Annotated in this window: 24 protein-coding genes; 13 read left to right on the plus strand and 11 right to left on the minus strand. The window is 68.5% G+C overall.

Features of this window, described 5'->3' with window-relative positions; genetic code table 11:
• Window positions 1-219: 219 nt before the first annotated feature.
• Window positions 220-648: a pyridoxamine 5'-phosphate oxidase family protein gene (locus ACRWNM_RS09990; RefSeq protein WP_431965823.1), complete on the plus strand. Its 429-nt coding sequence runs from the start codon at window positions 220-222 to the stop codon at window positions 646-648.
• A 64-nt stretch (window positions 649-712) separates the two neighbouring features.
• Here ACRWNM_RS09990 and ACRWNM_RS09995 read toward each other — a convergent pair whose 3' ends face one another.
• Both ACRWNM_RS09995 and ACRWNM_RS10000 read right to left on the minus strand, forming a co-directional pair.
• On the minus strand, window positions 713-1,672 hold the full coding sequence (locus tag ACRWNM_RS09995; RefSeq protein WP_431965825.1) for an acyl-ACP desaturase: 960 nt from the start codon (window positions 1,670-1,672) through the stop codon (window positions 713-715).
• A gap of 9 nt (window positions 1,673-1,681) precedes the next feature.
• Entirely contained in the window at window positions 1,682-2,128 is a 447-nt protein-coding gene (locus ACRWNM_RS10000) for a sigma 54 modulation/S30EA ribosomal C-terminal domain-containing protein (protein WP_431965827.1), read from the minus strand.
• Window positions 2,129-2,384: 256 nt separating this feature from the next.
• Here ACRWNM_RS10000 and ACRWNM_RS10005 point away from each other — a divergent pair, with 256 nt between their 5' ends.
• From ACRWNM_RS10005 to ACRWNM_RS10015, 3 genes are all read left to right on the plus strand, one after another.
• A complete protein-coding gene (locus ACRWNM_RS10005) occupies window positions 2,385-2,858 on the plus strand; it encodes a nuclear transport factor 2 family protein (RefSeq protein ID WP_431965829.1) in 474 nt (157 codons plus the stop codon).
• Between the two features lie 131 nt (window positions 2,859-2,989).
• Window positions 2,990-3,169: a hypothetical protein gene (locus ACRWNM_RS10010; protein WP_431965831.1), complete on the plus strand. Its 180-nt coding sequence runs from the start codon at window positions 2,990-2,992 to the stop codon at window positions 3,167-3,169.
• A gap of 221 nt (window positions 3,170-3,390) precedes the next feature.
• On the plus strand, window positions 3,391-5,607 hold the full coding sequence (locus ACRWNM_RS10015) for a molybdopterin oxidoreductase family protein (protein ID WP_431965833.1): 2,217 nt from the start codon (window positions 3,391-3,393) through the stop codon (window positions 5,605-5,607).
• Window positions 5,608-5,730: 123 nt separating this feature from the next.
• On the opposite strand, the gene ACRWNM_RS10020 is transcribed toward ACRWNM_RS10015, so the two are convergent.
• On the minus strand, window positions 5,731-6,933 hold the full coding sequence (locus ACRWNM_RS10020) for a lipid-transfer protein (protein ID WP_431965835.1): 1,203 nt from the start codon (window positions 6,931-6,933) through the stop codon (window positions 5,731-5,733).
• The gene (locus ACRWNM_RS10025; RefSeq protein WP_431965837.1) at window positions 6,926-7,372 is read right to left on the minus strand and encodes a Zn-ribbon domain-containing OB-fold protein; all 447 of its coding nucleotides are present in this window, start codon (window positions 7,370-7,372) and stop codon (window positions 6,926-6,928) included. Before ACRWNM_RS10025 ends, ACRWNM_RS10020 begins: the two co-directional genes overlap by 8 nt.
• 130 nt (window positions 7,373-7,502) lie before the next feature.
• On the opposite strand from ACRWNM_RS10025, the gene ACRWNM_RS10030 reads away from it, so the two are divergent.
• On the plus strand, window positions 7,503-8,297 hold the full coding sequence (locus tag ACRWNM_RS10030; RefSeq protein WP_431965839.1) for a GTP-binding protein: 795 nt from the start codon (window positions 7,503-7,505) through the stop codon (window positions 8,295-8,297).
• Window positions 8,298-8,346: 49 nt separating this feature from the next.
• Here the strand turns inward: ACRWNM_RS10030 and ACRWNM_RS10035 are convergent, their stop codons facing one another.
• Together ACRWNM_RS10035 and ACRWNM_RS10040 are read right to left on the minus strand one after the other, a co-directional pair.
• Window positions 8,347-10,581 carry a molybdopterin-dependent oxidoreductase gene (locus ACRWNM_RS10035; protein WP_431966171.1) on the minus strand — a complete coding sequence of 745 codons (2,235 nt, stop codon included), beginning with the start codon at window positions 10,579-10,581 and terminating at the stop codon, window positions 8,347-8,349.
• 35 nt (window positions 10,582-10,616) lie between these two features.
• Entirely contained in the window at window positions 10,617-11,591 is a 975-nt protein-coding gene (locus ACRWNM_RS10040; protein WP_431965841.1) for an enoyl-CoA hydratase/isomerase family protein, read from the minus strand.
• 200 nt (window positions 11,592-11,791) lie between these two features.
• Here ACRWNM_RS10040 and ACRWNM_RS10045 point away from each other — a divergent pair, with 200 nt between their 5' ends.
• Window positions 11,792-12,295 (plus strand): N-acetyltransferase family protein, encoded by a 504-nt coding sequence (locus ACRWNM_RS10045; RefSeq protein WP_431965843.1) that lies wholly within the window; start codon window positions 11,792-11,794, stop codon window positions 12,293-12,295.
• 129 nt (window positions 12,296-12,424) lie between these two features.
• Here ACRWNM_RS10045 and ACRWNM_RS10050 read toward each other — a convergent pair whose 3' ends face one another.
• The 3 genes from ACRWNM_RS10050 to ACRWNM_RS10060 all read right to left on the minus strand — a co-directional run bounded on the left by ACRWNM_RS10050 (window position 12,425) and on the right by ACRWNM_RS10060 (window position 14,906).
• Window positions 12,425-13,216, minus strand: coding sequence for an SDR family NAD(P)-dependent oxidoreductase (locus ACRWNM_RS10050; protein ID WP_431965845.1), 792 nt, complete (start codon window positions 13,214-13,216; stop codon window positions 12,425-12,427).
• 137 nt (window positions 13,217-13,353) lie between these two features.
• The gene (locus tag ACRWNM_RS10055; RefSeq protein ID WP_431965847.1) at window positions 13,354-13,959 is read right to left on the minus strand and encodes a TetR/AcrR family transcriptional regulator; all 606 of its coding nucleotides are present in this window, start codon (window positions 13,957-13,959) and stop codon (window positions 13,354-13,356) included.
• A gap of 56 nt (window positions 13,960-14,015) precedes the next feature.
• Window positions 14,016-14,906, minus strand: coding sequence for an alpha/beta fold hydrolase (locus ACRWNM_RS10060; protein ID WP_431965849.1), 891 nt, complete (start codon window positions 14,904-14,906; stop codon window positions 14,016-14,018).
• A gap of 117 nt (window positions 14,907-15,023) precedes the next feature.
• Here ACRWNM_RS10060 and ACRWNM_RS10065 point away from each other — a divergent pair, with 117 nt between their 5' ends.
• Complete coding sequence (locus ACRWNM_RS10065; protein ID WP_431965851.1) at window positions 15,024-16,877, plus strand: Na+/H+ antiporter; 1,854 nt, start codon at window positions 15,024-15,026, stop codon at window positions 16,875-16,877.
• Here the strand turns inward: ACRWNM_RS10065 and ACRWNM_RS10070 are convergent.
• Entirely contained in the window at window positions 16,853-17,440 is a 588-nt protein-coding gene (locus ACRWNM_RS10070) for a TetR/AcrR family transcriptional regulator (protein ID WP_431965853.1), read from the minus strand. The genes ACRWNM_RS10065 and ACRWNM_RS10070 overlap by 25 nt on opposite strands.
• Window positions 17,441-17,642: 202 nt before the next feature.
• Between ACRWNM_RS10070 and ACRWNM_RS10075 the strand changes: the two genes are divergently transcribed.
• A complete protein-coding gene (locus ACRWNM_RS10075; RefSeq protein ID WP_431965855.1) occupies window positions 17,643-18,281 on the plus strand; it encodes a helix-turn-helix domain-containing protein in 639 nt (212 codons plus the stop codon).
• A 31-nt stretch (window positions 18,282-18,312) separates the two neighbouring features.
• Window positions 18,313-18,966 (plus strand): enoyl-CoA hydratase-related protein, encoded by a 654-nt coding sequence (locus ACRWNM_RS10080; protein ID WP_431965857.1) that lies wholly within the window; start codon window positions 18,313-18,315, stop codon window positions 18,964-18,966.
• A 260-nt stretch (window positions 18,967-19,226) separates the two neighbouring features.
• Here the strand turns inward: ACRWNM_RS10080 and ACRWNM_RS10085 are convergent, their stop codons facing one another.
• A complete protein-coding gene (locus ACRWNM_RS10085) occupies window positions 19,227-19,913 on the minus strand; it encodes a TetR/AcrR family transcriptional regulator (protein ID WP_431965859.1) in 687 nt (228 codons plus the stop codon).
• A 156-nt stretch (window positions 19,914-20,069) separates the two neighbouring features.
• Here ACRWNM_RS10085 and ACRWNM_RS10090 point away from each other — a divergent pair, with 156 nt between their 5' ends.
• From ACRWNM_RS10090 to ACRWNM_RS10105, 4 genes are all read left to right on the plus strand, one after another.
• Window positions 20,070-20,639 (plus strand): DUF6841 family protein, encoded by a 570-nt coding sequence (locus ACRWNM_RS10090; RefSeq protein WP_431965861.1) that lies wholly within the window; start codon window positions 20,070-20,072, stop codon window positions 20,637-20,639.
• Window positions 20,632-21,537 (plus strand): alpha/beta hydrolase, encoded by a 906-nt coding sequence (locus ACRWNM_RS10095; protein ID WP_431965863.1) that lies wholly within the window; start codon window positions 20,632-20,634, stop codon window positions 21,535-21,537. The genes ACRWNM_RS10090 and ACRWNM_RS10095 overlap by 8 nt, the downstream gene beginning before the upstream one ends.
• A 104-nt stretch (window positions 21,538-21,641) precedes the next feature.
• Window positions 21,642-22,370: an alpha/beta fold hydrolase gene (locus tag ACRWNM_RS10100; RefSeq protein WP_431965865.1), complete on the plus strand. Its 729-nt coding sequence runs from the start codon at window positions 21,642-21,644 to the stop codon at window positions 22,368-22,370.
• Window positions 22,371-22,418: 48 nt separating this feature from the next.
• Window positions 22,419-23,270: an MBL fold metallo-hydrolase gene (locus tag ACRWNM_RS10105; RefSeq protein ID WP_431965867.1), complete on the plus strand. Its 852-nt coding sequence runs from the start codon at window positions 22,419-22,421 to the stop codon at window positions 23,268-23,270.
• The last annotated feature ends 109 nt before the right edge of the window (window positions 23,271-23,379 follow it).

A 23,379-nucleotide genomic window follows, 5' to 3' on the forward strand; every position in this document is an offset into this window, starting at 1 on the left:
GCCGATCGGCATCGCATGAGCGGGCCGTTGGTCCTCCGCTGCGGCGACCTTCGACCCTAGGGGGCATTCGGGCGAGCTGGTGGCATGAAACGACCGGCACACACGCGCGAACGGATGGGGGCATCACGTGAGACCTTCCGAACCGGCCGTCACGGTGGGATTCGCCCGCTGCCAACGGCGTTCTCGCCCGGTCGGCCGCGTCGGACGAGGCGCGCACAGATGACCGGCCTACCCGCCGCGGGCCGCACCGTCGTCGAGCTGGATCGCGAGCAGGCGCTGTCGCTGCTCGCCCAAGCCCCGTTCGGGCGAGTCGTCTACACCCGCGACGCACTGCCCGCGATTCGGCCGGTCAACCATCTGCTCGAGGACGGGCGGGTCATCGTGCGCACCCGGATCGCCTCGCAGTTCTCCACCGCCGTGCAGAAACGAGCGGGCATCGTGGTGGCCTACGAAGCCGACGACCTCGACATCGACCGCCGCACCGGATGGTCGGTCGTGGTCACCGGAATCGCGCGCCCGATCACCGACGCCACCCGAATCGCCCGCTACCAGCAGGTGCTCCGGCCCTGGATCGACGCACCGATGGACGGCGTGATCGAGATCGAGACCACGATCGTCTCCGGAATCGAGCTCGTCGACGAATTGTGATCGGGCAGCGGGCTCGCGCTCCACGCGTGTCGAGCGCGGCCACCTACCCGCCGTAGATCATGGTTCAGGCCCTGGCCCGCTCCCGCGCGAGGGCTCGCTCACGCTGTTCCTCGAACCGTGGGATCCGCACGCGCTCCAAGTCGTCGAGGAACGCCGCCAAACGTTCCCTGACGATCTCACCGCGAGGCCCGAAGTCGGTGCGCTCGAAGATGTTCCACTGCCGCAGCACCGGTTCGAGTACCTCCTCCAGATGCTGGCGCAGATCGTAGACACCGTGCTTGGCCATGAGTACGCCGTTGCGCCGGAAATCCGGCATGCCCGCCCCCGGCATGCGGAAGTTCTCCACGATGGCGTCGATGGCGTCGATGGCCTGGTCGGGCACCAGATCCAGCGCGGCCGCGCAGATGGTGCGGTAGAAGATCATGTGCAGGTTCTCGTCGGCGGCGATGCGTTGCAGCATGCGGTCGGCGACCGGATCGTGGCAGACCCTGCCGGTGTTGCGGTGGGTGATGCGAGTGGCGAGCTCCTGGAAACTGACGTAGGCGACCGAATGCAGGAAACCAGCGCCGCTGTCGACCTCGGTGCGCCCGATGCCGGGGTCGAAACCGTGGGTCATGTGCGCCATCCTGGCCTGTTCCAGCGCGACCGGATCCACGCCCCGAGTCACCACCAGGTAGTCGCGAATCACCGTGCTGTGGCGCATCTCCTCGGCGGTCCAGCGACCCACCCAGGTGCCCCAGGCGCCGTCGCGGGAGAAGTTCTCGGCGATCTCGCGGTGGTAGGAGGGCAGGTTGTCCTCGGTCAGCAGGTTGGTCACCATCGCTGCCTTGGCGACCTCGCTGAGCGCGGATTGGCCAGGCTCCCAATCCGATCCGCCGAGTGCGGCGAAATTGCGGCCCTGGTCCCACGGCACGTAGTCGTGTGGCTGCCAGTCCTTCGCCAGCGACAGGTGCCGGTTCACGCAGGTCTCGGCGACATGCTCCAGCTCGGTGAGAATCTCGCGCTGCGTCAGATCGCGTGTCATCGTGGTGATTCACCTTCCCGTTTCGGTGGATCGCGGCGCCACGACGATCAGATCGCCGTCGTGGCCTCGGTAGAGCAACCTGCCCCGCCCGTCGCCCGGGTCGTTGAAGAACACGAACGACAACCCGAACCGGCACAGCCGCTCCACGGCCTCGGATTCCTCCAGATACGGCGTCGGGCGCGCGTCGACGGTCAACGCGGGCGCCTCCGAGTCGCCGGGCAAGCCTCGGCGGTGCTGGCGCGCCAAGCGCACGCCGTAGGGCCCGCCCCGATACAGCACCGCGTCCATACCGGTCTCGATGTCGGTGAACAGCAACGCCTCCCGGCCGCGGGCGACCAGTTCGGCCGCGGCCTCGGCGACCGAACCCACCAGCAGCACACGGTGTTCGCGTCGAACCACCGGCCTCGCGGTCCCTGCCGCATCCTCGATCTCGCTGATCGCTATGTCGGAACCCACCGAATCCTGCCTCCTCGCTCTGGCAATGCGCCGTCCCCATGCCACCAGCGAGCCGCCCGCGAACCCAGGGTCGAAGGTCATCGCGGGCGGGGACCGAGGACCTGCACCTGCACGAATCGTGTGTTTGCCCGCAGTGCGACGTGCGAGCCGGTCAGCTCCAGAGGAGCAGTCGGCTATTGTGGTCCCGGCTGGAAACGCTTGTCCGAGAGCCGGAATCGGTCTGTTCGTCACCGGTTCTGCTCGACATAATGTGGTGATGATCATGTCGACTGTGGAGAGCGCGCACCCGGAGAACGTGAACGTGGAACTCGTGCGTGCCGTCTTCGATCGAATGGCCCGCGGCGATATGCGCGCGCTCGGTGAAGCCATGGCCGAGGACTTCGCGTGGACCTTTCCCGGCGACTGGTCCTGGTCGGGCACGTGGGCACCGAAATCCGTAGTCCTGCACGGTTTGCTGGGGCCGCTGATGGCGCAGTTCGTCAGCTATCGCCTGGAGGCGGACAGTGTTCTCGGCGACGGTGATCGCGTCGTCGTGCAGGCTCGCGGCCACGGCGTCACCACGCGCGGCGAGGCTTACGAGCAGACGTACTGCATGATCTTCCGTGTCGCCGAGGGGCGGCTCGCCGGGGTCGTCGAGTACTGCAACACCGCGTTGGTGGAGCGAGTACTCGAGCCGATCGGCCCTCCGCCGGGCGGGGTGATCGAGTCGACACAACACGATCGACGGTGAAACGGGTGCGGGCTCAATATCCCACCGGTGGCCTTGCGATGTGGCGGCAAGCCTTGTCCCCGCCATGGAAGCGGCGCACGATCTAAGGGAGTCGGGTTTGTTGTAGTCGCTCTCAGCAAAGGATTATGGAAATGCTCGCCAAGGCTGCCGCGGCCCTCGCCGCGATTGTGATCCCCTTGTCCGTCTGTACCCTCGCCGCTCCCACCGCCTCGGCCGCGCCGGCACCCGAGACGACCCCCGCGTTCCTCGGGCCGGTGGCGATCTGCCTGAACATTCCGCTCGGGTCGGTGTCCGTCAGCTTCTGCCTCTGAGACCCCGACAACCTGGGACCTGGCCTTCTCTACGGCCAGGTCCCGATTTGTGTGCAAGTCCGTTGCCGGGCCGCGAGGTTCGGACGCCACCGAGCGCCGGAGGCCGAGAACTCCCCTGCCGCATGCCCTGTCGGCTGAAAATTCCGACCGTAAGTGGATCTACGGCGGCGGGCGTGCGCGGTAGCCTGGGGCCAGCGACCGGCGGAAGGTGTCGAAAACCCATGAGCGCTACCACAATCGCCCGGCAATGCACGTTGTGCGAGGCGCACTGCGGGATTCTTGTGACCGTCGAGGACGAGCGCGTCACGCGCATCGAAGGCAATCCCGAAGACGTGCTGTCGAGGGGGTACATCTGCCCGAAGGCGACGGCGATGGGCGGATTGCACCACGACCCGGACCGGTTGCGGACGCCGGTGCGGCGAGTGGGCGAGACCTTCGAGCCGATCGGCTGGGACGAGGCGTTCGCCGAGATCGGGCGACGGCTGCGGGCGGTGCGCGCCGAGCACGGATCGAGCGCGATCGGGATGTATCTCGGCAATCCGGCGGCGCACAGCTCGTCGGTGCTCTACGGCGCGCTGCTGCGCGCGGTGCTCTTGACTCGCAACTTCTACACCGCGTCCTCGATCGATCAGTTCCCGCAGGAGTTCGCGGCGTGGCGGATGTTCGGGTCGAACGTGCTGATGCCGGTGACCGACATCGATCGGACGGATCGGCTGGTGATCCTCGGTGCGAATCCCGCGGTGTCGAACGGGTCGATCACCACGATGCCCGGTGCGAAGCTGCGTATCAGGCAGGTGCGCAAACGCGGCGGCACGGTCGTGGTGATCGACCCGCGCCGCACCGAGACCGCGCGCCTGGCCGACGAGCACGTGGCCGTGGCGCCGGGTGGTGACGTATATCTGCTGCTCGGCATGCTGCACGTGCTGGTGACCGAGGAACTGTGCGACCAGCAGTCGATCCGTGCGCAGTGTTCGGGGTGGCCGGAGTTGCGTGCGCTGGTGGCCGGGGTGACGCCGGAGGCGATGGCCCCGCACGCGGGCGTGGCTGCCGAGACGATCCGCAGGCTGGCGCGTGAGCACGCGGCGGCGCCGTCGGCGGTGCTGTACGCGCGGATCGGGGTGTGCCAGCAGGTGACCGGCACGCTGACGCATTGGTTGGTGAACACCATCAACGCCGTCACCGGGAACCTGGATCGGCCGGGCGGGCAGATGTTCGCGACCCCGCCGATCGACGCGGCCCGGTATGCCAAGTATCTGCCGATGGGATACGGGGCGTGGACCGACAGCTCGGGCGCCTACAAGTCCTTCCGCTCCGAACTGCCGGTGGCGGCGCTGGCGGAGGAGATCCTGACCGAGGGGCCGGGCCGGATCCGGGCCATGATCACCTACGCGGGCAATCCGGTGTTGTCGACACCGCAGCGCGGTCGGTTGGGTGCGGCGCTGGAAACGCTGGATTTCCATGTGGCCGTGGACATGTACGTCACCGAGACCACAAGGCACGCCGACATCGTCCTGCCGCCGGTCTCGCCGCTGGAGCGGGAGGATCTGAACGTCCTGTTCCCGGTGTTCAGCGTGCGCAACAACGTGCGCTACGACGCGCGAGTGTTCGAGCCGCCCGCCGACGGGTTGGAGGATTGGCAGATTCTGGCGCGGCTGGTGACCGAGATATTGCCGTTGCCGGTGCGCGGGGTCACCGGGCGCGTGGCGAACGCGGTGTTCCAGCGGCTGAGCCCGGTGCGGCTGGCGTCGGCGGCGATGGCCGCGGGCCCCTACGGTGTGTTGCGGAAGGGGCTGGCGGGGTTGACCGTGGCCAAGGTGCGCGAGTCGGCGGGTGGCATCGATCTGGGTCCGCTGCGTCCGCGGTTGCGCGAATTGATCGGGACGTGGGACAAGCGGGCGCGCTTGGCGCCGCCGGACTTCCTGGCGGCGGCCCGCGAACTGGTACAGAACGCGAGCCGAGGCCGGTCGTTGACGGCGCCGTCGGAAGATTTCGACCTGAAGCTGATCGGGCGAAGGCACCTGCGCAGCAACAACTCGTGGTTGCACAATGTGCCGTCCATGGTGAAAGGCAAGGACCGCTGCACGGCCCTCATGCACCCGGACGACGCCGCAGAGCGCGGGCTGCTCGACGGCGCCCCGGTGACGGTCACCTCGGCGACCGGCGCGATCACCGTCGCGCTGGAGGTGAGCGACGAAATCCGGCGCGGCGTCGTCGCGATCCCGCACGGATGGGGACACCGCGAGCCGGGCGTCGGCTGGACACTGGCCGCATCGCTGCCCGGGGCGAATGTGAACCTGCTCCACGACCCTGCCGCGATCGACCCGTTCTCCGGCGCCGCGGCGGTCAACAACACCTGGGTCCGCGTGACACCCAGCCCGGTCGTGCCATCCGACGACCCGGAGTCCGAGGCTCTCGCGGAGTCCACGCCCAGCGCCTGAGCCGCTGATCCCGAAGACGCTCGGCGCCACGGACGCATCAACCAGAGCACCCTCGATCGACCTGGACCACGAAACCCGGGCATGGCCCGGGTTCTCGGAAAGCGACCCGGAAGACCCGCGATGTCAGCGGGTGGCGATGATGGCCGAGCCATGGCCGAAGAGGCCTTGGTTCACCGCGATACCCGCGCGAGCGTTGTCCACCTGGCGGCCGTCGGCCTGACCGCGCAGCTGCCACGTGAGCTCGCAGATCTGGGCGATGGCCTGTGCGGGGATCGCCTCACCGAAACAGGCCAGTCCGCCGCTGGGGTTCACCGGCACGCGCCCGCCCAACGTTGTTGCGCCGCTGCGCAACAGTTCCTCCGCGCCGCCCGTCTGGCAGAGCCCGATGTCCTCGTACCAGTCCAGCTCCAGCGCGGTGGACAGGTCGTAGACCTCCGCGAGAGACAGGTCGGCGGGACCGAGCCCAGCCTCCTCGTACGCGGCGTGCGCGAGGGCGGAACGAAACGCGCGGGGCGGGGCCTCGACGGCCACAGTGGAGTCCGTCGCGAAATCCGGCAGGTCGAGAACGGTTTTCGGGAACGTCGGCGTGACCGTGGACAGTGCCCGGATGCGGACCGGATCGGCGACGCCGTGCCGACGCGCGTACTCCATCGACGTCAACACCAGTGCGGCCCCGCCGTCGCTGGTCGCGCAGATGTCGAGCAGCCGCAACGGGTCCGAGACGATCGCCGAGGCGGCGACCTCCTCGACCGAAACCTCCTTACGATAGCGGGCATACGGGTTGTTCAGGCCGTGCCTGGCGTTCTTCACCTTGACCGCGGCGAAATCGTCGAGCGTGGCACCGTGCAGCGCCATCCGGCGGCGGGCATACAGCGCGAAGTAGATGGGATTGGTAGCGCCGAGCAGATGGAAACGCAACCAGTCCGGATCATCGCGTCGCTCACCGCCGACCGGCTGGAAGAAGCCCTTCGGGGCGGCATCCGCGCCCACCACCAGCGCCACGTCGCACAACCCCGCCAGGATCTGGGCGCGTGCGTTGGCGATGGCCTGCGCACCGGAGGCGCAGGCGGCATAGCTGCTCGAGATCCGCGCACCCGACCAACCCAGCGCCTGAGCGAAAGTCGCGCCCGAGACGAAACCGGGGTATCCGTTGCGGATGGTGTCCGCGCCCGCGATATAACCGACGTCGAGGTGGTTCACCCCTGCATCGGCCAGCGCCGCGCGGGCGGCGACCAGCCCGTATTCGACGAAATTGCGCCCCCATTTGCCCCACTGGTGCATGCCCGCACCGAGGACGGCGATGTCGCGGTCGTTCGTGTCAGTCATTGACCGGCCTCCACATCCACACCGTGTGCTCCGCTTCCTCGTCGGCGTACAACGTGCCGAGAGTCAATTCGACCGGCATGCCGACGGCCAGGTCGTCCACCGTGAGGCCGCGCACGACCTGCCCGAGAATCACCATCTGCTCGACCTCGAGCTCCACTGCCGCAACGACATACGGCTCGAACGGATCGGGCGACACATAGGGCGCCGGAGGTTTGTACCGGGCGTCCGCATACGACCAGATCCGCCCACGTCTGGAAAACAGATGCTCGACGAGCTCGGAGCCATCCCTCGGACCGGAACACTGCGGATTCCGACAGGCCAAAGTGTTTCGCGGGAAATACGGTGTGGCGCAATCCTTGCAGCGACTTCCCTTCAGACGCACCACACCGTCGTCCGCAGTGAACCAGTCTGCCACAGCGGGCCGTTGTTCTTTCTGCACAGCCCGACGGTATAGGAACACGTTCTACTTTGGGGCCGAATTTCGCTCCAGCAATCCGCGGGCGGAGGTACGGTGAGTCTGGATCGAGGACGTCCCGACACCTCGAATCAATCTGGAGTACCACGACGCAATGGGCGCCAAAGCCATTGATCCACAGACAATCCGCAACGTCACCATCATCGGCGACCCCGACGAGACGACCCGAGTGGCTCACCTCCTCTGCCGCCGCCGCTCCGGTCAGCCCGGCTCCGGCACCCGGGCCACGGTCGATTGGACGACGGGCCGCGTAGAGCACACGATTCGTATCGCCGTGCTGACGAGCCACGCGCCCATCGCGGACCTGGAGCGGTCCATCCGCGTAGCCGACGGTGTGATCGCGGTCATGAACGCCGCCGCGAACCCCACCCCGCGCCTCGAGACGATGTTCCGGGTCGCCGACGACTACCAGGTCGCCCGCCTGTGCCTGATCAACGGACTCGACCACCCCGCCGCGGATTTCGACCGCTGCGTCCGCACGATCGCCGACACTCGCGGCGCTGTCCCACTGACGCTACAGATCCCCCTCGGCGCAGACCCCACGTTCGAAGGCGTCATCGACCTGCTCCCGCTGTGGGCACTCGAACCGCTGGCCGCCGAACTCTACGGCAGCCATTGGGAAGTCGCCGAGCGGTGGTACGGCGAACTCGTGAAAACGGTCATGGAACAATCCCCCTCGGATCCGAACGCCTCCCCCGCCCTGTGCGACATCTCGCTCGACCAGTTGCATCAGCGCATCCGCTACCTCACCCGCATCGGTGACGTCGTGCCCGTCCTATGCGGTGCAGCCCCCACGAGCGATGACATCGCCACGCTCCTGGACGCCATCGCCCGCTATCTGCCCTCCCCCATGGATGTCTGCCAACCGGAACACGCCCTCGACTATTGAGGCCCTGCGAGGCGGGCGCAGCGTCTGCGAGTAACTCCGTGAGCCGGGGTCAGCCGGCGGGTTCGATGCGGGCGGGGACGTGTTTGTGCCAGGGCGTGCCCGCGATGGCGTCGCGGAGGGTGGCGTCGGTGAGTTCGTTGAGTGCGACGCCGGTACGGGCGTGGCCGGGCAGGTCGAGGCCGAAACCGTTGGGCAGGGACGCGTGGCCGGGCTGCATGCGGTCGGTGAGTTCGACGGTGGTGACCGCACTGCCGCGGCGGGTGGTGACGCGGGCATGGTCGCCTGCGGCGAGGCCGAGCCGCGCGGCGTCGTCGGGGTTCATGCGCAGCGCGCCGTCCGTGTCGCGGCGGCGCCAGCTGTCGTCGCGGAAGATGGTGTTGGCGGTGAACGAGCGCCGCTCCCCCGCGGCCAGCACGAACGGGTACTCGGCGCTGGTGTGCGTGGTCGGCGTGGTGTCGAGTTCGCCCAAGGCGTGCAACAGTTCCGGAATAGCCAGCGGGATGCGTTTGCCGGGGTGCGGGATGTAGTCCCAGGCGTCGGCGTAGTCGTCGACGGTGAAGGTGACGCCGGAGCGTCCCGCGAGGATGGCATCGAACAAGGCGTCGGCGTCACGGTGCCCGGCGCGGCGCATGGCGGCGCGATGGGTGCGGGCGACGCGTTGCGCCAGCGCCCAGAGCACGGCGGCGGCGCGAGCGTTGCCGGGCAGAGTCGGGCCGAGGGTTTCGTAGAGCAGATAGGGCGCCAGGCCTGCTGTGTTCTTGTCGGCGGCCAGCAGTGCCGCGAAAGCCAGTGCGTACGGGCGGCGCCCGAGACGCGCGGCAGTGCGCAGTAGCGCCAGCCGGGTGCGGGAGACCGCGCCGAGTTCCCGCAACAGACGGGCGTAGATCTCGGGTTCGGGCAGGGTGCCCGGCAGCGGATCGAGCAGCGGCGCGCGCAAATGGAAAGTGTTGTGCGGGAATTCGAGGGTGAAGAAGGTGGCTTCCCACTTCTCGAACTGGCTGGCGGCGGGCAGGACGTAGTCGGCGTGGCGGGCGGTTTCGGTGAACGCGACGTCGATGACGACCACCAAGTCCAGTGCGTCGAGCGCGGCGCGGAAGGAGGTCGAATCGGCAAGGGAGTGCGCGGGATTGGCGGATTCGACGATCATCGCGCGAAACCGATCGGGGTGATCGGTGAGGATTTCCTCGGCGATGGAGTTGCAAGGCAGCATGCCGCCGAGGACGGGTGCGCTGGTGACCGGGCTGCGGCGGATGTCGCGGCTGTAGCCCGCGAGCGGGACCATCCAGGAGTGCGGCTGCATGGCGCCGGGCGCGGCGAAATTGCCGGTGAGCAGCCACAGCAGCTTGTTCAGATAGGAGATCAGAGTGCTGTTGGGGCTTTGCTGAACGCCGAGGTCTTCGTAGGTGGCGACACTGGCAGCCGTGCCGATGCGATGGGCGGCGGTGCGCAGCAGGTCGACGGGCACGCCGCAGCGGTCGGCGTAGTCGGCGATGTCGATATCGCGCAGCGCGGCGGTGACCTGCTCGCCCTGGGCGGTGTGGGCGGCGAGGAAGGCGTGGTCGAGCAGATCGTCGCGGACCAGGATCGCCAGCAGCGCGGCCAGGCACCAGGCGTCGGTGCCCGGGCGAACCTGCAAGTGGATGTCGGCGAGATCGGCGGTCTCGGTGCGCACCGGGTCGATGACGATCATGGTCCGGGCCGGATCCTTGGCGATCTGCTGCAGGATGGTGCGGGCGCGGGGCACGCCGTGGGACTGCCAGGGGTTCTTGCCGAGGAACACCGACACTTCCGCGTGTTCGAAGTCGCCGGTCGTGTGGCCGCCGGTCAGGTGGGCGTCGACCCAGCCTTCGCCGGTCTTCTCCTGAGCGAGCGCGGTGGAGCGATAGCGGCTGCCGAGAGCGCGGCGCAGGGCTCCGCTGTAGGCGCCGCCGAGGTGATTACCTTGCCCGCCGCCGCCGTAATAGAAGATCTTGTCGCCGCCGTGCAGGTCACGCACCTGCGCCAGACGCGAGGCGACCTCGGAAATGGCGGTGTCCCAGTCGATTTCGGTGAAGGAGCCGTCGGGTTCGCGGCGCAGCGGGCTGGTCAGGCGGGCGCCGCCGTTCTGGTAGTGGTCGAGGCGCAGCGCCTTGTTGCAGGTGTAGCCTGCGGAGGCCACGTGGTCTTTGTCGCCGCGGATCTTGGCGAAACGGCGGCCGTCGAGCTGGATGAGCAGACCGCAGTTGTTCTCGCACAGGATGCAGGCGGTCTTGTGCCACTGGGCTGGGTTTTCGGCGGGAGCCATGTCGCGGGCGGGAGCCGTGTCGGCGGCGCGGGCGTTCATCGGCTCACCTGGTCGACGCGGGTGCCGTCCAGCCACGGTTTCGGGTCGGCAAGGAACGGGGTGTCGCCCAGGCGGGCGAGATCGTCGAAGAAGGCGCGGGTGGTGCGCGCCGCGGCCGCGGTGGTGCCGACGGAGACGAATCCCGCCTGTTCGCGGTCGAGGCCACGGGCCAGGCGAGTATCGGTGCCGAAGTAGACGGCGCGTTTGAGTTCGGCGACCACGACCGGGTTGCGTGCGGCCAATCGGGCTGCGGTGGCCTGGGTTTCGGCCAACAACTGGTCCTCGGGGACGACGCGGTGCAGCAGTCCGAGGCGGTGGGCTTCCTGCACCGACAGCGGCGCGCCCTCCAGGGTGACCTCGAGGGCGGCGGCCGCGCCGAGCAGTCTGGTGAGGCGCTGGGTTCCGCCGCCGCCGGGGATGAGGTTGGCCATGGTCTCGATCTGACCGAGCTTGACGTGCTCGGCGTCGGCGGCGTAGCGCAGGTCGCAGGCCAGCGCGATCTCGTGACCGCCGCCGAGCGCGGGCCCGTTGATGGCCGCCAGGTACACCGCGTGAGAGCGATTCATGCGCAAGGTGGTTCGTTTCCAGCGGTGTCCCCACACCAGGCCGACGCCGAGACCGCCGCCGAATCGCTCCACCGCCGAGGTCGCTCCGGGAATACGCAGCGCAGCGCTGGCGGCGCGCAGCAGCGGTGCGGCGACGCGGGCGGGTACGAACGGGTGCGGCAGTTCGATCATGCCGGTCAGTGCGCTGGGGTCGGCGTGGGTGAGGAACCGTCCCGGCAGTCCGCCGGTGAGCACGACCGCGCCGACCGTGTCGTCGGTGTCGACGGTGGCGGTGAAGCGGTCGAGGTCGCGGACGAACTCGGTGGTCACGAAGTTCAGCGGCGGCGCGACGGCGCGGGCGGTGAGCACCCGCCCGTCCTGGGTGAGGTCGATGGTGTCCAACCGGAGGTCGGCTGCGCGGGACATCGGCGGCTCCTAACGGCGCGCGACGGCGGGCGGTGCGGAATGCGGCCTCGGCCCACGGGGGTCGGCCACGTCGGCAACTATGGCATACACCATAGTCCTCCTGTCAAGAGTCACCGCTCGCGCAGGTCCGTACCGCGCCGCCGTCGCGCGACGGGAAATGGTGTGGCCGCGCTGGGTGCGGCTGTCCTATCGTCGCGTCCGTGACCACCGCTCTGCTGCGACCGGCCCTGACCGCCGACGAACCCTTCCTGTGGGAAATGCTGTACGAGGCATCGCATGCCGCCGACCAAGGACTCGCGGTCGCCGACCTCAGGACGATCCCCGCGCTCTCGCGCTACGTCGACGGCTGGGGCGCCGAGGGCGATCTCGGTGTCGTCGGCGGCCCGGCCGAATCCCCCTGCGGGGCGGCCTGGGTGCGGCTGCTCACCGGCGCGGACGCCGCCTACGGCTACGTCGACGACGCCACCCCGGAACTCGCGATCGCCGTCGCACCGCGGGCGCGCGGTACCGGACTCGGCACGGCCATGCTCGAACGGTTGATCGCCGACGCCGCCGGACCCTTCCCGGCGATGAGTCTCAGTGTGCGCGAGGATAATCCGGCGCGCCGCCTGTACCAGCGCTTGGGCTTCGTCGAGGTGCCTCTTTCGCAGATCGTCAACCGGGCGGGCACGACCAGCATCACCATGGTGTTGCCGCTGCGCTGATGTTTTGGCAGCTGCGCTGATGTTTTGGCAGCTGCGCTGGGATCGATCGGCTCCTCGAGCGGCCCGCAGAGCAGCAGAGCACTCAACAGCGGCGCGGGACAGTTTCTGGCGCGATGTCGATGTCGCGCTTCACCGTTTGGCGCGCTGCGCGTCGGCCAGTGTCGCCGCGATCTTGTCCGCGCCCCCGAGCCGCTGCACCCGCGCGGCCAGGCCCGGCGCGATGCCCGCCAGCAGCACGCCGACGCGCACCTGGAGCGAGGCCACGTCGATCTCGCCGATATCGCGTTCGACGGCGCGGCGCACCGCGGCGGCCACCTGCTCGGGGCTCGAGGTGCCCATGCCGGGGGCGGCGGGGACGCCGGCGTCGGCGAACATGCCCGCGTCGCGGACGAAGCCAGGGAAGATCGTCGACACGCCGACGCCGTGCGGGGCGAGATCCTGCCGCAGCGCCTGGGCGAAGCCGCGCAGCCCGAACTTGGTGGCGTTGTAGAGGGAGGCGCGTGGCGAGGCGAGTTTGCCCGAGATGGAGGAGATGAACACCAGGTGGCCGTGTCCCTGGGCGATGAGGGGTTCGGCGAGCAGGCGGGCGGTCACGATCGGGGCGCGCAGGTTCACGTCGAGCGCGCGGTCGATCTCCTCGATCGAATAGTCGGTGAGCAGCCCGCTGGCGGGCAGAGCCGCGTTGGCGACGACGATGTCGACCGGTCCCGCGGCCGCGAGCAGCGCCGCGACGCCCTCGCGGTCGGCCAGGTCGGCGGGCACGGCGCGGGCGCCGGTCTGCTCGGCCAGCGGGCCGAGCACGTCGACGCGGCGACCGGTGAGCACCAGTTCGGCTCCGCGGTCGGCGAACGCGTGGGCGATGGCGTGCCCGATGCCGCCGGTGGCGCCCGTGATCAGGACTCGTGAATTTTCGATCTTCATCCGCTCTACCGTCCCCTGTCGCCGCGGTACTGGAAAGCGGGTCTGTCCCGCTCTGGGATGCACGGTAGCGAGCCGACGCCGCCCGCACATCCGCGTGCGGTCGGATCCGCGGCTCCGCCCACGGTAGGGGGGCGGGATCAGCGCGGGGTGGCCGCGTAGAGGGTCCGCAGTTCCGCCACGGCGTCGTCGAGGGGCTCGATGCTCTGCTGCACCCGGCACAGCGCGATCGCACCCTCGAAAGAGGCGACGGTGAGGATCGCCAGGCGCCGGGCCCGGTCGGCGGGGACCTCGTGCCGGGTGAGGACGTCGATGAGCGCGGCGTGCCACCGGTCGAAGACCGCCGCGGCGGCGCGTGCGAATTCCGGTGCGTCGTCGTTGGTCTCGACGGCGACCGCGAAGATCGGGCAGCCCGCGCGGAACTGGCTGTCGCGCAGCGTGGTGCGCCACATGTCGGCGAACTTCTCCAGCGCCTCGACCGGGTCGCTGTCGCGGGTGAGCCGTTCGATATAAGTGGACATGATGTCGCCCGCGGTGGTGACCGCGTCGTTGATGAGCTGGGTGCGGCCGCCGGGGAAATGGTGGTACACCGAGCCGCGCGGCGCGCCGGTGCTGGCGAGCACCCGGTCGACGCTGGTCCCGCTGGCGCCGTGCACCCGCAGCGAGTCGATGGCGCCCTCGATCATCCGCCGTCGCGCGTCGGGCAGGCGGGTGCGAGAACCGTCGGTATTGGATCGGCGTACCACGCGTCTATTCTATGGGGCTGCCCATAGTGCGCGGTGTTCGCCGGTGCGGTCGGCGATCACCTGACCCTCGTGCGGTGGAATTCGAGGAACGCGTCCAGGGTCCGCTGCGGCGCCTCGATCTGCGGGTAGTGGCCGATGTCCGGCAGCTCCACCACGTCGGGTCGCTCGATCAGCTCGCGATAACGCTTCACCATGTGCGCGCCGGAGACCGGGTCGCGCAGCCCGTCGATCAACCGCACCGGCATCTCGGCCCGTTGCAATGCGCCGACCCAGCGTTCCCGGTTCTTGCGACGCTCGGCCATGTAGCGGATCAGCTTGTGCCCGTTGCGTTTACCGTGCTTGCTTGCCCACAGCAACCAGAACTGGTGCAGCTCGGTGGCGCTTGGCCTGGTGTCGGGCCCGAAGATCGCGGACAGGCTGCGGCTGAACGTTTCCTCGCCGCCGAGGATTCCGACCAGCGGTCCCAGCGGCCCCGCCAGCAGCCGCTGCACCGGGCGCGGATGGTGGGTCTCGGGGAACAGTCCCCCGTTGAGCAGGCACACCGATTCGATGGTCAGCGAGTCGTCTCCGGACGCGCGGCGTTCGGCGGCGCGGGCGAGCATCTCCTGGGCGACGGTGTCGCCGTAGTCGTGGGCCAGCAGGTGAAAACGCTGGACGCCTTGTTCGCGCAGCAGTTGTTCCTGCAGGTCGGCTTGGTCGGCGATGCTGTAGTCGTAGGTGCGTGGTTTGGCCGACCAGCCGAAGCCGATCATGTCGGCGGCCAGGACCCGCGCGAATCGTTGACACAGGCCGGGCCACACGGCATGCCAGTCCCAGGACGCGGTCGGGAACCCGTGGACGCACAACAGGACCCCTTCGGGTCCGCCGCCGCCCTCGGTCCAGAAGATCTGGTGCCCGCGATGGGTGAACCTATGTCCGTTCGCACGCCAATTCGCAAACTCCTCCATATCGAATAAGCATTGCGTGTGCGGGGCGGCACGGCAGGGATTCGCGGGAATCGGCGTGGCGAGGGTGTCGTCCACCGCAGGGCCGACCCCGCGGTCGCCTTTTGCGAGAATGCTTTCGTGCATGTCGCGATTGGCCTGGTGGTTCTCGTCGCGTCGGCGGCCGCGCTGGCGGCCCTGGCGCGCCGGTTCGGCGTCTCCGAACCCTTGATACTGACCCTGGCCGGGGTGGCCGCCTCCTATCTGCCGTTCGTGCCCGCGGTGCACCTCGAGCCGGAAGTGGTGCTGCTCGGCTTGCTGCCGCCGCTGCTGTACACCGCGGCGATCAGGACCTCGCTGGTGGACTTCCGCGCCAACATCGGCACCATCGCGTCGCTGTCGGTGGGTTTGGTGCTGTTCAGCACCTTCGCGGTGGCCGCGGTGGTGTGGTGGCTGCTGCCGGTGCCGTTCGCGGTGGCGGTGGCCCTCGGCGCGGTGGTCGCGCCACCGGACGCGGTCGCGGCGACTGCGGTGGCGCGCCGGATCGGGATGCCCCGGCGGATCGTCACCATCCTCGAGGACGAATCGCTGTTCAACGACGCGACCGCGCTGGTGGCGTTGCGGACCGCGATCGCGGCCTCGGCGGGTGCGGTGTCGGTGTGGCAGGCGGGCGGCGATTTCCTGCTCGCCGCCGGCGGCGGCGCGCTGGTCGGTCTCGCCGTGGCCGCGCTGCTCGCGCTGCTGCGCAGACGGATCACCGACCCCGTGCTGGACACCACGCTGTCGTTCCTCGCGCCTTTTGCCGCGTATCTGCCTGCGGAAGGTATCCACGCCTCCGGCGTGATCGCGGTGGTGACCTGCGGCATGATCCTCGGGCACGGCGCGCCGGTATGGCAGTCGGCGGCCTCGCGCATCGCCGAACGCACCAACTGGCGCACCATCCAGTTCATCCTGGAGAGCTCGGTGTTCCTCATCATCGGCCTGCAGGTGCGGGCGATCCTGGAAGGCGCGTGGGGCAGCGGCCTCGACCACACCACCCTCATCGTGTCGGCGATCACGGTGCTGCTCACGGTGATGGTGGCGCGGCCGCTGTGGATCTTCCCGTGGTCGTTGCTGTTCCAGCGGCTCGGGCGTTCGACGACGCCGCTGAGCTACCCGACGGTGGTGTCGTGGGCGGGCATGCGCGGCGTGGTGACGCTGGCGGCCGTGCTGCTGTTGCCCGAGGACACCCCGCAGCTGCCGGTGCTGAAGCTGCTCGCGCTGGTCGTGGTGGCGGGAACGCTACTGCTGCAAGGCACCTCGCTGCCCTGGCTGGTGAGCCTCCTGCAGCTGCGCGGTCCGAGCCGGTCCGAGGACGCGCTGCAAAAGGCCAATCTGCTCACCCAGGCGAGTACCGCGGGGATGGCGGCGCTGGACGCGGCCGTCGGACCCGACACCCCACCACAGGTCGTGCAATCGCTACGGGATCGGCTGACCTGGCGGACCAACGCCGCCTGGGAACGGCTGGGCCGCGCGGAATCCGAACAGCGCACCCCGACCGCCGAATACCGCAGGCTGCGGCTGGAGATGCTGCGCGCCGAACGCGAAACCGTGCTGCGGGTGCGGGATTCGGGCGGCATGGACTACGAGATCCTGCAGCACGTGCTGGCCAGGCTGGATCTCGAGGAATCCATGATCGACCGTTTCGACGAGACCGAGGAAGAACGCCGCGAACCCCTCGCCGCGCCCGTCTCGACCGCGGACTGCGAGCACCTGCGGGCCGCGCCGCTGGTGCTCGAACCCACCGAGCCCGACCGGTGCGCCGAATGCGTCGCCGAGGGCCTGACCTGGGTGCACCTGCGAATGTGCCTGTCCTGCGGGCACATCGCCTGCTGCGACTCCTCGCCCGGCAATCACGCCACCAAACACCACGCCGCGACTGCCCATCCGGTGATGCGCAGCGTGGAACCGGGCGAGGCGTGGCGCTGGTGCTACGTGGACGAGCTGCTGGGCTGAGCGCCGACCGCCACCGAGCGGCGGGCATGCGAGTAGATCAGCCGGGCGTACTCGTTGAGCAGCCGCTGCAGTGACACCTCGCCCCCGCACGCGCTGATCTGCTGGTAACCGATCAGCATCGCCATGCCGAGCGAGGTGACCACGGTGGCGGTCTCGTCGTCGCCGACCACGCCGTTGATCACCTTGTGGACGGTGCGGCGACGCGACTCGTCGACCCGCTTGACCGCGAGATTCACCGATTCGTCGTTGGCGGCCCAGGCCCGGATCGCCGCCTCGGCCTCGTGATGCAGGCCCGCCGCGAGATCGGACATGGCGCGCACGTCGTCGTCGGGATCGCCCTGATTGAACTTCAACGTGCGCAGGATCAGCACCTGCCGGTTCTCCCAGTGCTCGAGCAGCGCGTCGACGAAACCCTGCCAGCTGCCGAAGTGGTGATAGAACGAGCCGCTGGTGACCCCCAGCCGGCGGCACAGCAGCCCGATGTTGAGGCCCTTGAAACCGAGTTCGGCCAGCACCTCCAAAGCGCTGTCGAAGTACTGCTCCTTGGTGACCACTCGTGACATGCGGAAGCCGTTCTGCTCGTGCGGGCAAGGGGGGAGGGCCAGAACAGTACCGCATCGGTTCGGTCGCGCGTGCGGGCACAAGCGAATCCGCTAGGTGACTCGAAGTAGCTGTTACCTGGCGAAATACGCAGTGCGCGTATGGAACCCGCACCCCTTCCCGGCACCTTGCATAACAGAGCACTTGCTCTGTTATAGTCGTCGCATGCCGCGCCCCCGCATACACGACCCCGATACCGCGCTCGACGCCGCGGAATCGCTGGCGGTTCGTGGCGGTCCCGCCGCGGTCACCATCCGCGCCGTCGCCGCGGCCACCGGCATGTCGAACGGCGCGCTGTACCACAGTTTCGGATCGCGGTCCGGCGTGCTGGGGCGTGCGTGGTTGCGGGCCGCGCGGCGATTCGTCGCCGTGCAGAACGAGCTGGTCGACGCGCGATCGGACGCCGAAGACAGTGCGGCCGAGGATGATGCGGCCGGGCTCGACGCGGCGACCGAGGCGATCGTGGCCGCCGCGGAGGCGCCGAGCGTGTTCGCCGAACGCTTCCCCGACTCCTCTCGGCTGCTGCTCACCGTCTCCCGCGAGCAGCTGCTCGGCGAGGACCTACCCGAGGACGTGGCCGCCGACGTGCGCACCGCCGAACGTGCGCTGATCGATCTGATGGCGCGCCTCGCGCAGCGGCGATGGGGCCGCCGCGATCGCCGTGCGGTCGAGGTGCTCACCACCTGCCTGGTCGACCTGCCGACCGCCATCCTGATCCACCGCGACCGGATCGCCGAACCCTTTGCCCGCGAACAACTTCGGGCCGCCGTGCGCGCCGTGCTCGCGGTCGGACCGCCCCCGTGACCCTCGACAGTCCCCTACCGAAGGAACCATCATGCCCACCCTGGAATACCACGACAAGATCGCCGTCCTCGACCTCGGCGGTGACGAGAACCGCTTCTCCCCTGGCTTTCTCGACGAAGTGAACGCCCACCTGGACACTGTCCTGACCGAAGGCGCGCAGGGGTTGATCACCACCGCCAGTGGCAAGTTCTACTCCAACGGCCTCGACCTGGATTGGCTCAGCGCGAACATGGACCGCGGCCAGTGGTACGTCGGACGCGTACAGGCCCTGTTGGCGCGGGTGCTCACCCTGCCGGTGCCGACCGCGGCCGCGCTGCCCGGCCACGCCTTCGGTGCGGGCGCCATGCTCGCCATCGCCCACGACTACCGCGTGATGCGCGCCGACCGCGGCTACTTCTGCTTCCCCGAAGTCGACATCCGCATCCCCTTCACCCCCGGTATGGCCGCCCTCATCCAGGCCAAGCTGTCTCCGAAGGCCGCGGTCGACGCCATGACCACCGGCCGCCGCTACGGTGGCGAGGCCGCCGCCGAGCTCGATATCGTCGATGCGGCCGCCGCCGAAGGACAGGTGCTCGCGGGGGCGCTGGAAATGCTGATTCCGTTGGGCGGCAAGGACTCCGGCACGCTCGGTGCGATCAAGAACACCATGTTCGCGCCGGCCGTCGCGGCGTTGGCCACGCCGTAGGACCCTCGAGTCTCGGACACCTCCGGCGACCAGGCTTCCACCCCGATGCCCGGTCGCCGGACGCGTCCGCCCCACGTCGTCGGCGCACCGTCTCGGTCGAGGCATGCTGTCGCAGACCTCTCATACGCCTCGCACAGGTGGCAAGTTGTGCGAGGCGTATGAAAGACCTGCGAGGCCTGAGGATTTCGCGAGTGCTGGTGTCACTCGAGCGTTGGTGCCGATCGCGAGATCGGGTCGGTGGCGCGTTCGTGTGGGTGGGTTCAGTCGATCGACGAGCTCGCCGTCCAGGGCGAGTAGCCGACGAGGAAGACCCGCACCGCCCGCCGCACCACGGCGTCGATCTCGTCATCGGTGACGGCCTCCCCGAGCAGTGCCTTCTCACGGAGCCCGCCGTAAGCCAGCATTCCGAACTGGCGGGCGGCGGCCTCGGGATCCGGAACGCTCAGGGTGCCCAGCGCGCACTGTTCGCGCAGGTACGAGGCGAGGGTGGCGCCGAAACGTTCCATGACGTCGCGGTAGACCGCCGCCAATTGCGGAAAGCGAATCGCCTCGGCGGCGACGAGCCGATAGAGCCCGACTTCGGCGGGAGAGGTCCAGGCGCGAGCTATCTGTGTCCCGAAGAGAGTCAGCACGTGCTCGGGGTCGCCGTCGGAGGTCGCCATCGCGGCGGTGATCGCCTCGTGTGAGCGGGCGGCCAGATCGCCTGCCGCCGCCAAGAGCAACTCGTCTTTGCTCGGATATCGGGCGTAGATCGTCTTCTTCGACACCCCAGCCTCGCGCGCGATGCGAGCGAGGTTCGCCTCGGCGTATCCATGGGTCACGAACTCCGCCGACGCGACCGCGATGATGTGACGCCATCGCGCGGCCAGCGTGGACGCAGGCGGCCGACCGGGGCTCACTGTCCGCGGCCGGGATTGCTCCGACGATGCGCTCCTTCCTGCTGTCACGTTCTCGACCATCGCACACCCGCCCGCATTTCGGCCAACCAACCCTTGACAAATGGAACTCACGAGTTCCTATACTACAAAGGAACCCGTTGGTTCCGTTAATGCGCGGCCAGTACGGAGTCGCCGCGGAGAGGCCAGGACCCGCCGCATGACTCCATGACTGCGCGCGACGCCTCGAACATTTCCCCGGATATCGAGCTGATCGGTCGTTCGCCGACCGTGTGGAAGGACGCTGCAATGCCCATCGACCAGATTTCGGCGACACGCGCCGAAGTGACGAGTTGGTTTTTCGAGGACTATCTGCCGCGATGGGTCGGCGTTGCCGCCGGGACCTCCTCGGACGGACCCGAGTGCATCCTCGACTACTGGGGCACACCCATGCACGTGACCGTATCGGACCAGTCGTTCTGGTGCCTCGATCACGCCAGCGTTCTCGCATTTCTGGAGCTCAACCTCGCGCCGTTGCGCGAGTCGGGCTACAGCCACACCGTGGTGCCCGATCGCCGCGTCACCGTCTACAACGCCGTCGGCGCCGCGATCGAGGTGATCTGGTCTCGTCGCCGCGCGGACGAAAGCGAAATCCAGCGCTGGGCCGTTCATTTCGAAGTCGCCAAGTCCGCCGCCGGGTGGCGGGTGATCGCTGTCCAAGCCATCGACACCGCCACGAGCGTGCTCGGGGAGATCTGGTCCTGGGAATCGTCGACCGAGGTGGCCAGCCATGGCTGAGCAGAAGTATCCACCGCTGGTCATGCCCGAGGGTGTCCTCCGCGAGAAGTCCACGATCTGGAGCAACGGCATCCCGCTCGACGCGGACGTGTACCGCCCGGCGACCATCCCTTCCGAGGCCGCGCTACCCGCGGTGGTGTTGTGTCACGGCTGGGGCGGTAGCAAGCACACCGCCGAACGCTATGCCGCGCTGTTCGCCTCCGCGGGCATGATCACTCTCACTTTCACGCAGAGCAGCTGGTTCGGCTCCGGATCGCCACTGCATCTGGTCGGCGACGCCCCCGAACGTGACGACAACGACGAGGCTCTGGCCCGAGTGCGGTTCGTCCGAGATCTGGTCGACCCGTTCGCGTGGACCGCGAATCTCCTTGCCGCCCTCGACTACCTCGAAGGCGAGCCCAACGTCGACACCGCTCGTATCGGAGTCTGGGGAACCAGCTACGGCGGCGGCATCGCCGTCTACACCGCCGCCCACGACACCCGCGTCAAAGCCTTGACCGTTCAGGTGCCCGCCATCTCGCTCGGGCAGGGACCGCTCTTCGAATTCGCCCGCAAATACGCGATCGACACCGCCCGCGGCAATGCCGACGCCATCCCCAAGGGCATCGACCGATTTCCGACCGCGGAGGGCACCCCGTTCCTGGCCACCATGGCGCACTTCGATCCACTCACCCAAGTCGAGCGGTTGCAGGTGCCGACCTTGATCATCGATGCCGGCGAGGAGGAGTTGTTTCCCACTCCCGACAACGGGCGCCGCGCCGCCGAGATCCTCGAGGACGCGGGCGTCGTCGTGGTCGACTACCAGGTCATCCCCGGCATCACCCACTACGGCATCTATTTCGACGGCTACGAGCCCGGCAGCCGGGCCGCACTCGACTGGTTCGAGCGCTACCTATGACACCGTCACGGGCCCGCGGTCTCGTGGTGCCGACCGCACTCGGCGGGCTTCATGTGCACGACGCCGGGCCGGAACACAGTCCCGCAGTATTACTTTGGCCAAGTTTGTTCACCGACGGACAGACCGGCTGGGGGACACAACTCTCCGTTCTGCACAAGCTCGGGTGGAGAACGCTGCTGGTCGACCCCTACGGCACCGGCGAAAGCCCCTCGCCGCCACGGCTGTTCACGATGGAGGAATGCGCCGACGCAGCGGTACAGGCACTGGACGCCGCCGGTGTCGACCGCGCCGCCATCCTCGGGCTTTCCTGGGGCGGCTTCGTCGGATTGCGGGTCGCGCTCGCCGCACCCGAGCGTGTCGTCGCGCTGGTGCTGTCGAATTCCAGCGCGCGCCGAATGTCCCCGCTCGAACGTCAGCGCGATCGTGTGCTGTCGCTGCTCGTGCGGATCGGAATTCCCAGCCGCCCAGGCAAATCGGTGGTGGCTCAGTTGCTGGGCGAGTACACCCGAAGGCACGACCCCCAATTCGCCGCCGAACTTGCCGATTCCATCGATCGCCTCGACAACGTCGGCCTGTCCAGAGCCATGCGCTCGGTGCTGGCCGAACGCACCAGCGTGGTCGACGCCCTGGCGCGGATCACCGCCCCCACCCTGGTGATCGACGGCGCCGACGATCCCGCGTTCACCCGTGGCCACTCCGCGGAATTGGCGAAACGCATACCTGGCGCACAACTCGAAATACTCCCCCGCACCGGCCATCTCGCGCCGCGCGAATCAGCCCTCGCGGTCTCGAAACTCATCGAACAGTTCCTGACCGGACTGAACCCACGGTGACTTTACGCAGCAGCCTGTGCGAGCTGCACTGAAAGGAGCAAACAAATCATGACGGAATTGCGCTACGAAGTGCTGGTGAGCGACGGGGTTACCCGCAACCGGCCGGAACGCCTGCCCGACGGCGGGCCCATCGTGTCGTCCCCGTTGGCCTCGACGCTGATCATGGGCGAAAAGACGGCCGTGCTGGTCGACCCGCCGTTCACCCGCGAGCAGACCCGGCAGGTCGGCGAATGGGTGGCGAGCTTCGGAAAACAGCTGACCTATATCTACGCGACCCATGGGCACGGTGACCACTGGTTCGGCACCGGCGAACTGCTCGAACGATTCCCCGGCGCGATTCCGTATGCCACCGAAGGAACCATCGAAATAATGCGCAAGAATGTCGAGCTTCGGGAGTATTTCTGGGATTCCGACTTCCCGGGCCTGATTCCCGACACTCCCCTGGTCTACCAGCCGATCCCGGCCGAGGGATTGGAGCTGGAAGGTCATCGGATCACCGCCGTCGAAGTCGGCCACACCGACACCGACGACACCACCGTTCTGCACGTTCCTTCGATCGGCCTGGTCGTCGGAGGCGACGTGGTCTACAACGGAGTGCACCAGATGCTGCTGGAAACGGGTGGTGGCGGATTCGAATCATGGCTTGCCGCACTCGATATCGTGGAGTCGCTCGAACCCCGCGCGGTGGTGGCCGGACACAAGAACCGCGATCTGCCCGACGATCCCAGCATCATCGACCAGACTCGCCGATACCTGCGCGACGCACAACAGCTGCTCGCGGACAAGCCGACGCCACAGCAGTTCTTCGACGACATGGTCGCCCGCTATCCGGAGCGGCTCAACCTCGGCCCCGTCTGGTACGGCGCGCACGGCCTACTGGGGGTTCCTCTGCCGCACTGATCGCGGCGAGACCACGGAGTTGTCCGCAAGCCGTGGCGCGAACCAGTGCGCTACCGCAGACCTTCCGCACGCCTCGCACAGGCCACAAGCTTTGCGAGGCGTGTGAAAG

The sequence above is a fragment of the Nocardia sp. bgisy134 genome, assembly GCF_965341865.1.
Lineage (GTDB): Bacteria > Actinomycetota > Actinomycetes > Mycobacteriales > Mycobacteriaceae > Nocardia.